The sequence below is a fragment of the Kitasatospora sp. NPDC089797 genome, from assembly GCF_040684795.1.
In the GTDB taxonomy this organism is placed as follows: domain Bacteria; phylum Actinomycetota; class Actinomycetes; order Streptomycetales; family Streptomycetaceae; genus Kitasatospora.
The window spans coordinates 345,122-358,058 of the sequence record NZ_JBFBGS010000001.1 but is presented as its reverse complement, the minus strand read 5'-3'; the positions used below and the strand labels follow the sequence as shown (position 1 = coordinate 358,058).

The 12,937-nt window shown below is 76.1% G+C and carries 7 protein-coding genes; 3 read left to right on the top strand and 4 right to left on the bottom strand.

All coding sequences use genetic code 11. From position 1 onward, the window contains the following. Positions 1-17 precede the first annotated feature (17 nt). Positions 18-572, top strand: coding sequence for a hypothetical protein (locus AB0O91_RS01455; protein ID WP_363427021.1), 555 nt, complete (start codon positions 18-20; stop codon positions 570-572). 28 nt (positions 573-600) lie between these two features. Here AB0O91_RS01455 and AB0O91_RS01450 read toward each other — a convergent pair whose 3' ends face one another. Further along, the gene (locus AB0O91_RS01450) at positions 601-1,620 is read right to left on the bottom strand and encodes a hypothetical protein (protein WP_363427020.1); all 1,020 of its coding nucleotides are present in this window, start codon (positions 1,618-1,620) and stop codon (positions 601-603) included. A gap of 76 nt (positions 1,621-1,696) precedes the next feature. Then, positions 1,697-2,695 (bottom strand): Lrp/AsnC family transcriptional regulator, encoded by a 999-nt coding sequence (locus AB0O91_RS01445; protein ID WP_363427018.1) that lies wholly within the window; start codon positions 2,693-2,695, stop codon positions 1,697-1,699. A 147-nt stretch (positions 2,696-2,842) separates the two neighbouring features. Here AB0O91_RS01445 and AB0O91_RS01440 point away from each other — a divergent pair, with 147 nt between their 5' ends. Together AB0O91_RS01440 and mscL are read left to right on the top strand one after the other, a co-directional pair. Beyond that, a complete protein-coding gene (locus AB0O91_RS01440) occupies positions 2,843-4,378 on the top strand; it encodes a DHA2 family efflux MFS transporter permease subunit (RefSeq protein WP_363427016.1) in 1,536 nt (511 codons plus the stop codon). A gap of 177 nt (positions 4,379-4,555) precedes the next feature. Further along, entirely contained in the window at positions 4,556-4,951 is a 396-nt protein-coding gene (mscL, locus tag AB0O91_RS01435; RefSeq protein WP_363427015.1) for a large conductance mechanosensitive channel protein MscL, read from the top strand. A 116-nt stretch (positions 4,952-5,067) separates the two neighbouring features. Here mscL and AB0O91_RS01430 read toward each other — a convergent pair whose 3' ends face one another. Next, a complete protein-coding gene (locus AB0O91_RS01430) occupies positions 5,068-6,804 on the bottom strand; it encodes a hypothetical protein (protein ID WP_363427014.1) in 1,737 nt (578 codons plus the stop codon). Then, on the bottom strand, positions 6,801-12,602 hold the full coding sequence (locus AB0O91_RS01425) for a beta-ketoacyl synthase N-terminal-like domain-containing protein (protein ID WP_363427012.1): 5,802 nt from the start codon (positions 12,600-12,602) through the stop codon (positions 6,801-6,803). The genes AB0O91_RS01430 and AB0O91_RS01425 overlap by 4 nt, the downstream gene beginning before the upstream one ends. Positions 12,603-12,937: the final 335 nt, after the last annotated feature.

The window sequence follows — 12,937 nt, the reverse complement described above, 5'->3', positions numbered from 1 at the left end:
CCCCCGAGGAGCATCCGGTGTTCACCGAACTGACCCAGGCCGAGATCGTCAACGGCGCCGTCCTGGCCGCCACCCTGCACAGCGATCTCGGCCGCCACCGCAAGATCGGCGTGCTGCGCGTGCTGCGGCCGATCGCCGTCGCGGCCGGAGTGGTCCCGTTGTTCATCGCCCCGGTCGTCACCCACGGCAACGGGCTGGCCGTCGAACTGGCCGGCGCCGCGGCCGGACTGCTCGGCGGCCTCCTCGCCCTCGCGCTGTTCCGGGTGTACCGCAGCCCGCGCACCGGCAAGCCGGTCAGCCGGGCCGGCTGGGGCTACGCGCTGCTGTGGATCCTGGTCATCGGCGCCCGCGCCGCCTTCTCCTACGGCTCCTTCCACTGGTTCCCGGACCAGCTGGCCCACTGGTGCATCGCCCACCAGGTCAGCGCGGCGGCCATCACCGACGGGTTGATCTTCATGGCGGTCGCCATGCTGCTGACCCGCACCATCGGCCTGGCCGTCCGGGCCGCGGCACTGCCGGGCCCGAGTGCGGCCCGGCCCGGCGCGACGGCCCGGTCCGCCGTCCGGGCCTGACGCCGGAGGGTCACTCGGATGCCGGCGGTCAGGCCGGGGGCGTCTGCAGCCAGCCCGCCTCGGTGGTCCAGAACAACTGGCGCGCACCGAGGTAGTCGTGGGCGAAGCCGGTGAACCGCTCGCGGGTGTACGGCTTGCCGGTCGTGGGGTCCGCGGCGTTGACGTCGGGCTCCTGGACGGCCATCGCGACCAGGGGCAGGGCGCCCTTGTACGCGTGGAGGAACTTGTAGGAGTTCGCCATCTGGTACGGCCGGTCCGGCAGGGTGTCCGGCCCTCCGACGCCGATCCGCTCGTCCCGGGCGAGGTCGAACATCTCCTGCATGCGCCGGTGGTCGTCGTCGTCCGGCAGGAAGTTGATGTACTGGATGAACTGGGTCCTGGTGAAGACCTTCCGGCCGAAGCGCATGTTGTCGAGCTCGGCGTCGATGTAGGACTTCGAGGTGTACCCGGTCCGGTCGTTGCCGGTGTCCACCTCGACCGCGGTCTCCGGCAGGTTCACCCCGGCGAGCCTGCCGTCGAACCGCTCCGCCATCGCCTTCAGCATGGCCTGGAAGTCCGCCCGCACCCCGTCGTCCCACTGCGCGACCATGGCGCCGTGGGTGGTGGGGTTGTCCGGGTTCTCGTCGACCGTCGGCGCGACCCCGCCCTCGTCCTTCACGTACTGGGGGACGTTGGCATCCTTCGTCGCCACGTCGAAGAACCGGTCCTGGACCTGGACGTACAGCTTCTTGTGGCGGTCCCGGAGGTAACTCAGGGCGTCCTCCAGCCGCGACCACCGGTACTCCCCCTTGGCCCCCTCGACGGCCTTCCAGGGCACCACCAGCTGGACCCCGCCGATGTCCGGGCGGTCCAGCATGGCCCTGACCTTCGGGTCCTCGCCGGACGTCGCGTCCTCGAACGCCCCCAGCGACATGTAGAGGTTGTCCGTCACCCCGTGGTGGGAGACCGCTGCGGCGGCCCGACCGGGGGCGCCCGCCGCCCCGACGGTACCCGTCAGGGCCACGGCGGCGAGGACGACGGATCCGACTGCGGCACGTTGCATCATCATGAACGCCACCCTGGACGGACGTTCTAAGCGAAAGATAAGAACGAAGGACGGGACCGACCGCCCGGCGGACGCCGCGTCAGCCCGTCGGCGGGTCCACCAGCCGGGTGCCGTCCATCAGCATGCCCGCCCGCTTCACCGAGCGCAGCTGCGGCACCACCTCGACGTGCTGCACCCCGTCCAGCGCGCCGATCCGCTCGGTCAGGTAGGTGTAGAGCGCGTCGTTGTCCCGGCAGATGCTGATCGCCACCAGGTTGGCCGAGCCGGTGATCGCCGCCGCGAACGGGACCTCCGGATGGGTGGCCAGGGCCGCGCCCGCGGCGGCCAGCGCGGCCGGGGTGACGGTGATCATCAGGGTCGCCTGGGTCTCGAAGCCGAGCAGCCGGGGGTCGATCTCCAGGTCCAGGTAGTAGGCCCCGCGCTCGCGCAGCTGGTCCAGCCGGCGGCGGGCGGTGGACTCGGAGAGCCCGGCGGCCCGGGCCAGCTCCGGGTAGCCCGCCCGGCCGTCGCGGGCCAGCACGGCGAACATCGCCTGCTCGGCCGCGTCCAGCCGCACCCGCTCGCCGTGCCGCTCGGGCACCGGATCGGCCAGCTCGGCGGCCTGCCGCGCGGTCAGCACGTCCAGCCCGCGCCAGTGGCGCGGGCCGCCGACGAAGGAGCGCAGCACGCTGTGCGCGGTGATCGCCACGACCCGGCGGGTCTGCGGGAGCCGGCGCAGCAGCAGTTCGTCGTGCTCCTCCCGGGAGCGCGCCCGGGTGATGCACTGCACCTCGGTGCCGCCGGAGTTGAGGGTCACCCAGGAGATGTCCGCCCGGCGGGCCAGCGCGTCGGCGACCGAGAGCGCGGCGTCCGGCGGGCACTGCAGCCGCAGCCAGGACTCCACCAGCCCGACCCGGTGGCCGACCGGCCGCCCGATCACCCGGATCAGGCCCTCACCGCGCAGCCGCCGGTACCGCCTGACCACGGTCTGGTCGGAGACCTCCAGCACCTCGGCGAGGCGGTTGAACGGCACCCGGCCGCTGATCATCAGCGCCTGCACCAGGGCCCGGTCCAGGTCGTCCAGAAGAGTGATGGGCATGGAATCCATCATGCCAGCGCTCCCGGTGACCGGTTTCCGCCACCCCAGGCGTCCTGGTGGTGGTTCTCGGCGATCCGAGTGGCACGGTCGTCCCGACTCGACAACGGAATCCGAAGACCTCACCAGAGACATCCAGGAGAAGACGAAATGCGCAAGTGGCTGCCGTTGACCGCGGTGAGCCTGGGGGCGTTCATGCTGTTGGTGGACGTCACCATCGTGACCGTGGCGCTGCCCGACATGGCGACCGGGTTGCACACCAGCTTCACCGACCTGCAGTGGGTGCTGGACATCTACGCGCTGGCCCTGGCGGCGCTGCTGCTGGGCGCCGGCTCGCTGGCCGACCGGTTCGGCCGGCGGCGGACGTACCTCTACGGGCTGGGCCTGTTCGCCGCGGCCTCGCTGGCCTGCGGACTGGCCGGCAGCGGGGGTCAGCTGATCCTCTTCCGCGGCCTGCAGGGGATCGGCGGCGCGGCGATGTTCGCCACCACCATGGCCCTGCTGAACACCTCCTACCAGGGCCGGGACCGCGGCATCGCGTTCGGTGTCTGGGGCGCGGTGAACGGCGCCGCCGCGGCCGCCGGGCCGATCGTCGGCGGGCTGCTCACCGAGCACCTGGGCTGGCGGTGGATCTTCTTCATCAACCTGCCGATCAGCGTGCTGGCGGTGCTGGTCACGCTGCGCGCGGTGCGCGAGTCCCGCGACCCGCAGGCGCGCGGGCTGGACCTGCCCGGTCTGGTCAGCTTCACCGTGGCGGCCGGCGCGCTGACCTTCGCGCTGATCCGGGGCTCGGCGGACGGCTGGGGCTCCACCAGCACGCTGGGGCTGTTCGCGCTCAGCGCGGTCGCGCTGCTGGTGTTCGTGGTGGCCGAGCTCAAGGGCCGCAACCCGATGTTCGACCTGGGGCTGCTGCGCAACCCGGGCTTCACCGGCGTGCTCGCGGGCGGGCTGCTGCTCTCCGTGGCCGCCTTCTCCTACCTGGTCTACGCCTCGCTCTGGCTGCAGTCGGTGCGCGGGCTCGGGCCGGTGGCGGCCGGGCTCGCGCTGGTGCCGATGAGCGCCCTCGCCTTCGTGGTGGCGGCCGTGGCCGGGCGCCGGCTGCACGGGGCCTCGCCGAAGCTCACCATCGGCGGCGGTCTGCTGCTGATAGCGGTCGGCGCGCTGCTCCAGGCCCTGATCGGGCCGGACTCCAGCTGGCCGGTGCTGGCGCCGGGCCTGGCGGTGGCCGGGGCCGGGGTCGGCCTCGCCACCCCGGCGATGGCGGCCGCGGCCATGGCCGCCGTGCCGCAGCGGCGCAGCGGGATGGCCGGCGGTGCGCTGAACACCGCCCGGCAGCTGGGCAACGCGCTCGGCATCGCGGTGCTCGGCGCGGTGTTCCAGGCCGGGCTGGAGGACCGGCTGCGCGGCGGGGTGCTGCCGGACGTCGGCCAGGCGGCCGACGCGCTGACGGCGGGCCAGGCGGGCGCGGTGATCGGGCACGCCCCGCAGGGGCAGCGGGCGGCGGTGGCGGAGCTGGTGCACCACGCCTTCGCGGACGGTCTGCGGGACGCCTTCCTGGTCTCCGGCGGGCTCGGGCTGCTCGGCGCGGTGCTGGTGTTCGCGCTGGTCGGCCGCCGGTCGAAGGAGAGCGGGCAACCCGCCGGATCGGCGGCGCCCGTGGCCGTCGCGGCGCCCGCCGGTCGCTGACCCGGCTCCTCGACGGAGCCCGTCGCGCGGTGGGCGCTCCGGCGCCCGCCGCGCGACGGCGAACCGGAAGAGCCCGGCGGCGGGGCGCGGCCCGCTCACCCGGACGGACGGTCCCGGCGGGCCGTACCGCCACCCGACCCGAACCCTGGAGGGAAGGCGGCTTTCGAGGAGGCGGACATGCTCCAGGGGTTCAAGAAGTTCATCATGCGCGGGAACGTGGTCGATCTCGCCGTCGCGTTCGTCATGGGCGCGGCCTTCGTGGCGGTGGTCAACAGCCTGGTCGGCGACCTGCTGACGCCGCTGATCGCCGCGATCTTCGGCAAGCAGGACTTCTCCGCGCTGACCTTCACGCTGAACCACAGCACCTTCAAGTACGGCGCGTTCATCAACGCGCTGATCGCGTTCGTGCTGATCGCGGCCGCGCTCTACTTCTTCGTGGTGGCGCCGCTGAACCACGTGGCCGAGCGCAAGCGGCGCAAGGCCGGACTGCCGCCGGTCGAGGAGCCGCTGACCGAGGTCGAACTGCTCACCCAGGTGCGCGACCTGCTGCGCAACCCGCCGCCGAGGGTCTGACGTCCCGCCGGTTCCCGGCCCGCCCCGTTCCGACGGGGCGGGCCGCTCCGGTTTCCGGGGGCATCCGGTTTCCGGGGGCATCCGGCCGGTCCGGCGCCCGCCCCGCGCTGCGCCGCTCAGCCGCCGGTGAGCGCCGTGACGTAGTCGGGGCCGGCGATCGGGGCGTCCAGGAGTTCCGGCGGGGTGTCCATCAGGGCCACCACGTCGTCGGTCCGGTGGCGCAGCCGGCGGTGGACGCCGTCCAGGGCGGCGGACCAGGTCCGGACGTGGTCCGGTGTCGCCAGTCCGGAGAGCAGGTACCGGGCCGAGCCGGTGACCGCCCGGTCCAGCCGGGCGGCGCGCAGCAGCTCGGCTGCCACCGGGTCGTCGGTGGCGTGGGCGGCCAGGGCGTCGGCGGCGGTGCGGGTGAGGTGGGCCGTCGCGAGGGCGCGGGCGGGGCGGGAGTGCTCGTCCCAGGCGTCGGCCGGGTCCGATCCGTCCTCGGCGGCCGCCGCCAGGCCGGTGGTCAACTCCCCGTGCAGCAGGCCTTCGTGGGCGTGGAACAGCGGGGTGAGGCCGTCCTCGTCCGAGGCGGGGCCGTGCTCGCCGGCCGGTGCGGGGGCGTCGGGCGGTACGGGGGCGTCGGCTGCGGCCAGCGAGCGGGCCGCGTCCAGCAGGATCATCCGGTTGTCGCCACAGCCCGACTGGAAGGCCGTGGTCAGGGCCTGGTAGTCGACGAGCCGGTTCTCCGAGAAGAAGCCGAGCGCGCCGGTCGCCGAGCGGCAGCGCGCCACCGCCCGGTCGGCGAGCCGGCTGACCGCCACCTTGGTCAGGGCCAGGGTGCGCATCACCTCCGGGGCCGGTCCGTCGCCGCGCCCGCCGCCGGCGGGGACGTCCCAGGCGGCCGCGGTCACCCGGCGGGCCAGGACGGTCGCGGCGTACGCGTCCGCCGCCGCGCCGAACAGCAGCCGCTGCTGGTCGAGGTGGTCCAGGGCGGTCCGCTCGCCGCCGCCGCGTTCGGCGGTGATCCGGCGTGTCGCGTGCGGGAGGGCGAGGGCGACGGCGGCCCGGGCGGCCGCGGCCAGGCCCGCGGTGACGGCGCCGCAGGCGAAGCGGCTCATGCCCAGGCTGCGCCGGGTGCGGGCGTCGGGCCCGCCGGCCGGGTCGTGGAGGCGGCCGTCGGCGGTGAGCGCGGCGCCGTCGGCGAGCCAGCGGTGGCGGGGGACGCGTACCCGGTCGAAGCGGACGGTGGCGTAGTCCAGCGGCAGCAGGGTGGTGGGCGGGTGCGGCCGGACGGTGACGCCCGGCGTGGTGCCGCGGGCGTCGCGCAGTTCGACGAGGAAGAGGAAGACGCCGTGGTCGGCCTCGTCGATCCGCAGCCGGGCGCTGACCACCGCGAGCCGGGGCGTGTCGGGATCGGCCGCGTTGACCGGGTACTTGGCGGCGCCGGGCTCGGGTGTGTGCAGGACGAAGTCGCCGCTCGCGCGGTCGAGCCGCGCCTCGGTGCGGATCGCGGCACTGCTGTTGCCGCGGCCGAGTTCGGTCATCAGGGCGGCCCCGATCCGGGCGCCGGAGGCCAGGGCGGCGACGTCGGCGGGCTGGGCGCCGTAGTCCAGGGCGGGGCCCACGGTCATGCAGTGGTGCAGGAACATCACGTGGAAGAGCCGGGGGTCGGCGGCTGCGGTGAGTTCGAGCAGGTCCCGCAGCCGGGGCTGGTCCGCGAGCAGCGGGCGACCCGCGCCGAGTTCCTCGGTGATCCGGCGCAGCGCCGGGTAGGGCGGGGCCGTCCGGTCCGTGGCGAGGGCGCGCAGGAGCGCGGCGGTCGGCCGGTGGTGGGCGGCTGAGGTGGCCGGTGCGGTCACGGGTGAGGTCACGGGTTCGGCTCCTGGAGGCGGGACGGGGTGGCGGGGCGGTCGGCGGCCCAGCCCTCGATCGCCCGGGCGAGGGCGGGCGCGTGCTCGGTCAGCAGGGTGAGGTGGTCGCCCGGCGTGGTGGCGGCGGTGTGCGGCAGGTCCCAGCGGGCCAACGGGCCGACGCCGGGCAGCGGGAGGTCGGCCCCGAGCAGCAGGGTCGGGGTGGCGATCGGCTCGGGGGTGAAACGTTCCAGCAGGTCGAGGTAGCCGCCGGTGGCGCTGACCCGGCCGGTGCCGGGCGCCTCGGCGGCCAGCGGGCCGGGGCGGTCCGCCAGCAGGGCGAGGACGGCCGGGAGGGTCTCGGCGTACAGCCCGGCGTCGGGCCACGGGGTGTCGAGCAGGACCAGCCCGGCGGCCGGTCGGCCGAGCCGCTCCAGGCGGCCGGCGAGGACGTGGGCGAGCAGGCCGCCCGAGGAGTGGCCGCAGAGCAGCACCGGCCCCTGCGGATCGAGACGGCGGATGCTCTCGGCGTGCGCCGTGGCCAGCGCCGACAGGTCGGCGGGGAGCCGCTCGCCTGATGTGAAGCCGGGCAGGGGCAGGACGGCGGTGCACGGGCCGCGGAAGTGCCGGGCGAGCTCCCGGTACTCGTGGGGGCCACCGGTGGGGAGCACGGAGGGCACGCAGAGCAGGACGGGCAGCTCCGGGTCGGCGGCGGAAGCGTCACCGGGGCCGGCGGGGCCGGCGGGCAGCCTCACCGCGCGCGGGGCCCGTGCCGCCGCCTGCTCGGAGTTGAAGGTCGGGCGCAGCGCCGCGGTGGCCCTGGCCAGGGTGAGGGCGGTCGCGCCGCGGCCCGTGCGCAGCGCCTCGTGGTACAGGGCGCCCACGCTGTCCGGGAGTTCGGCCCCGGTTTCGGCCCCGACGGCTCCGACGGCCCCGACGGCTTCGGCAGCTTCGGCGTCGGCCTGCCCGCCGGTGCTGAGGGGTGCGGAGCGCAGGAGCTGCGTCAGGTGGTCGGCGAGGTGCTGCGGGGTCGGGTGGTCGAAGACGGCGGTGGCGCGCAGCGCCAGGCCCAGGTCGCGCCCGAGCCGGGTGCGCAGTTCGACGGCGGCCATCGAGCCGACGCCGAGCTCCTGGAAGGTGGCACCGGTCGGCAGCGCGGCGTCGGGCGGGTGGCCGAGCACGGCCGCAGTGTGGGACAGCACCAGGGCGAGCGGGTCCGCGGCCCCACCGTGCCCCGTCGGGTCGGCGGGCTCGTCGTCGGCCGTCATCGCGCGGGCCGGGGCCGGGGCCGTCCGCACGGTGTCGAGCCAGTAGCGCCGGCGCTGGAACGGGTAGGTCGGCAGCTCCACCCGCTCCCGGAGGCCGTCGGGAAGCGCCCCGGCCCAGTCGACCGGGGCACCGGCCACGTGCAGTTCGGCCGCCGAGAGCAGGAACCGCTGCGGGCCGGGTTCGCCCGCCACCAGGGTCGGGACGGCCAGGGCCGCGACGCCCGCCTCCTGCGCGGTCTCCGTGACCGCCTCGGTGAGCAGCGGGTGCGGGCCGACCTCGACGAAGCGCCGGTGGCCGTCGGCGAGCAGGGTCCGGACGGTGTCGGCGAAGCGGACCGGTCGGCGCAGGTTGCGGTACCAGTACGCGGGGTCCAGGTGTGCGGTGTCGAACCGGCGGGCCTCGACGGTCGAGTAGAACGGCGTCGTGCTGCGGCCGGCGGTGATCCCGGCGAGGGCCTCGGGCAGGGTGTCGGCCAGTGCCTCGACCGCGGCGCAGTGCGAGGCGTAGCCGGCCGGCAGCAGCCGGGTGGCCACCCCCTGGCCGGTGAGGTCGGCGACCAGCCGTTCGACGGCCCCGGTGTCCCCGGCGACGACGGCCGAGCGGGGCGAGTTGCGGGCGGCGACGGCGATGCCGCGACGGCCCGCCAGCCGGTCGGCCAGCTGCTCCTCCGTCAGGGCGACCGCGGCCATCGCTCCGGGGGCCAGCTGCCGGACCTGCCGGGCGCGGACCGCGACCAGCCGGGCCGCGTCCGGCAGGGACAGCGCCCCGCACACGTGCGCGGCCGCGATCTCGCCCTGGCTGTGGCCGACGACGGCGTCCGGGCGGACGCCGAACGACTCCCACAGCGCAGCCAGCGCGACCAGCACCGCGAAGTGGGCGGGCTGCGCCACGTCGGGGCGCTCCGGCGGGGGCGCTCCGGCCCCGCCGCGCAGCAGGTCCGTCAGGGACCAGTCGACGTGCGGGGCGAGCGCGGCCTCGCAGGCCGCCAGGGAGCGGGCGAACGCGGGGTGGGCCTCGGCGAGTCCGTCGGCGGTGCTGCGCCAGCGGGAGCCCTGCCCGGGGAAGACGAACACGGTGCCACCGGTCCGCCCGGCCCTTCCGACCGCGGTCCCCGGCGCCCAGGTGCCCGCCGCGACCGCGTCCAGGCCGGTCAGCAGGGCGTCCCGGTCGGCCCCGACCACCACCGCCCGCTCCGGCAGGGCGGGGCGGGTGCGGAGCAGGGCGTGCCCCACGGCCGCCGGGGCCGGCCGGTCCTGGGTCCGGACCGCTGCGGCGAGTCGCCCGGCGGCCGCCCGCAGCGCCTGCGGGTCCTGGGCGGACAGCACCCAGGGCACGACGCTCCCGGCCGCGGGCCGGGCCGTGGCCGGGGCGGGGTCCGTGGCCGGGGCGGGGTCCGCGGGCGGTTCACCGAGCACGATGTGTGCGTTGGTCCCGCTGATGCCGAACGCCGAGACCCCGGCGTGCCGGGGCCGGTCGCCCGTCGGCCACGGGCGGGCCCGGTGCAGCAGGGCGAGCGCGCCATCGGCGAGTCCGGGCGGCAGCTCGGGGCCGTCCACGTGGAGGGTGCCCGGGAGGGTGGCGTGGTGCAGCGCCAGGACGGTCTTGATCACTCCGGCCACCCCGGCGGCGGCCTGGGTGTGCCCGAGGTTCGACTTGACGGAGCCCAGCCACAGCGGACGGTCGGCCGGGCGGTCGGGGCCGCCGAAGACGGCGTCCAGCGCACCGGCCTCGATCCGGTCGCCCAGCGGGGTGCCGGTGCCGTGCGCCTCGACGACGTCGACCTGGTCGGGCGTCAGGCGCGCGTCCCGTAGGGCCTGCCGGATCACCTGCTGCTGGGCGGTCCCGCTCGGCGCGGTCAGGCCGTTGCTGGCCCCGTCCTGGTTGACGGCGCTGCCCGCCACCACGGCGAGCACCGGATGGCCGCCGGCCCGGGCGTCGGAGAGCCGTTGCAGGACGAGCACCGCGGCGCCCTCCCCCCAGCCCGTGCCGTCCGCGTCGGGTGCGAAGGGCTTGCACCGGCCGTCGGGGGCCAGCGCCCGCTGCCGGGCGAAGTCCACGAAGGCGGCCGGGGTGCTCATCACGGTGGCCCCGCCGGCCAGCGCGAGGTCCACCTCGCCGTCCCGCAGGGCGCGCGCGGCCAGGTGGATCGCCACCAGGGAGGAGGAGCAGGCGGTGTCGATGCTGAGCGCGGGCCCGGTCAGGCCCAGCTGGTAGGACAGGCGGCCGGAGGCCACGCTGGACGCCGTTCCGGTCAGCAGTTGCCCGTCGTACAGCTCCGGGGCCTCGCCGACGCGCGGCGCGTAGTCACCGGCCATCACCCCGAGGTAGACGCCCGCGCTCGCGCCGTGCAGCGAGGCCGGGTCGATGCCCGCGCGCTCCAGGGCCTCCCAGCCGGTCTCCAGCAGCAGGCGCTGCTGGGGGTCCATCCGCAGGGCCTCGCGCGGGGAGATGCCGAAGAAGGCCGCGTCGAAGGCGGCGGCGTCGGTGAGGAAGCTGCCGGTGCGTACGTAGCTGCGCCCGGCGCGCCCCGGTTCGGGGTGGTAGAGCCGGTCGAGGTCCCAACCCCGGTCCTGCGGAAGGTCGGTGAGGGTGTCCCGGCCGGCGTCGAGCAGCCGCCACAGGGCCTCCGGGGAGTCCACCCCGCCGGGGAAGCGGCAGCCGATGCCGGTGATCACCACGGGGTCGTCGTCGGTCCGCCGGGACGGGTCGGCCACCGGCCTCGGGGCGGCCGGGCCGGTGAGGGCCCGGGCCAGTTCCCGGGGTGACGGATGGTCGAACACCGCCGTACCCGCCACCTGCCGGCCGAGCAGCTCGGCCAGCCGCACCGCGAGGCGCACCGCCCCGGCGGAGTCCAGCCCGAGGTCGCGGAACCCCGCCCGGTCGCCGGTCGGCCCGGCGGTCGGCGTGCGGACCAGGACGGCCAGCTCCCGCTCGATCAGCGCGAGCACCTCGTCGAACGGCCGGGTGCCGCCCGGGGGCGACGGTACGGGCGCCGGAGCCGGCGGTGGTCCCACCGGGGACAGCTCCGCCAGCCGGGCCCGGGCGACCTTCCCGCTGGGGGTCAGCGGGATCCGGTCGACCACGACCAGGTCCAGCGGCCACTTGTAGCGGGCCACGCCGCGCTCGGCCAGCAGGGCGTGCACCTGGTCCAGGCCGAGCGCCGTCCCGTCCCGCAGGGCGACCAGCAGCACGGGGTACTCGCCGAGCCGGGCGTCGGTGCGCGCGGCGACGGCCAGGGCCGACGGCTGCGGCAGGGCGGAGAGTTCCGTCTCGACCTCGGAGGCGGTGAACTTCAGGCCCCCGACGTTGATGAGTTCGGCGTCCCGGCCCCGGTAGACGAGGTTGCCGTCCGACCGGCGCAGGGCGCGGTCCCCGGTGCGCAGCCAGCCGTCCGGGGTGAGGGCCGCCGCGGTCGCCGACGGGTCGTCCAGGTAGCCGCGGAACAGGTGCGGCCCGCGGAACTGCAGCTCGCCCGTGGTGCCGTCGGCGCACGGCGTGCCGTCCGCGGCGACGATCCTGGCCCGTGCGCCGGGTACCGGGCGGCCGATCGTCGCGGCCACCGCCTCGGCCGGGTCGTCGGGGCGGGTGAAGGTCCCGGCCCCGAGTTCGGACATGCCCCACTGGATGACGGTCCGGGCGCCGAGCACCGTGCGCACCCGGGCGACGAGCTCCTCCGGGACGGCGGTGCCGCCGGTACGGACCTCCCGCAGGGCGAGCGTGCCGGGTTCGGCCCGCCGGACCAGGTCGCGCAGGTGCGCGGGGACGGCGAACAGCACACTGGCGCCGCTCGCCCGGGCGAGCCGGGCGCAGGCGTCCGGGTCCCAGCGCTCCAGCAGCGCCTGGCGGCCGCCGGTGAGCAGGCCCAGGTGGACGGCGAGCAGCCCGAACAGGTGGGTGAACGGAGCGGCGCTGACCAGCACGTCGTGCGGCGTCGCCCGGCCCTCCTCGGCCACCGCCGCGGCGTTGGCGAGCAGTCCGCCGTGGCTGTGCACGCAGATCTTGGGCCGCCGCGAGGTGGTACCGGAGGAGGGCATCAGGACGAGTGGATGCTCCGGGGTGACCTCGACCGGTTCGGGCACCTGTCCGGCGAATCGTTTCAGCACCTCGCCGTACGTGCCGGGCCCGAGGTCCGGACCGACGGTGAGCACCCGCCGCGCGGCGGTCGGCTCGTGGCCGGACGGGGCCAACAGCAACCCCGCGTCGGTCCGTTCGAGCAGCGCACCGACCTCCCCGGGGCCGAGGGCGGCGTGCAACGGCAGCAGGACGGCGCCGAGTTCGGCGAGGGCGGCGTGGGCGACCAGCAGCTCCCAGCAGTTGGGCAGCCGCACGGCCACCACGTCGCCCGGGCCGACGCCGAGGTCCTGGAGCCCGGCGGCCAGGGCCAGCCCCTGCGCCCGCCAGGTCGCCCAACTGTGCTCCTGGCGGCCGTCGGTCACCGCGACCGCGTCGCCGAACTCGGCGGCCCGGCGCTCCAACACGGCGGACAGCGTGAGCCGGTGCGCGGCGTCCGCCCAGGGGCCGGCCAGGTACCCGCCGGGGGTGACGGTCACAGCCGCACCGCCGCGGCGCTCGACGGAACCGATCCGACGACCGCCTGCGCGTCGTCACCCTTCACCCTCACCCGTGCCCCCACTGTGTCGATGCCCCGGCCGCACGACCGCGCGCACTTCCGCACTCCCGTGCTTCCGTGCGAACGTCCGCGCGTACGACGGCGGTCGGCGACCGACCGCCATGATCTTCGATCACCCTAGGGGGTGGGGCGAAAAGACGGCAGGGTCAGATCAAGTGATCATCCGTTCGAGTGAATGGAGCCTGCCGAGCGAACTCCCCGCTCCGACACGGGCCCGGACGGCACCGACCGGCCACCAGGGCGGCGCAGAACCGC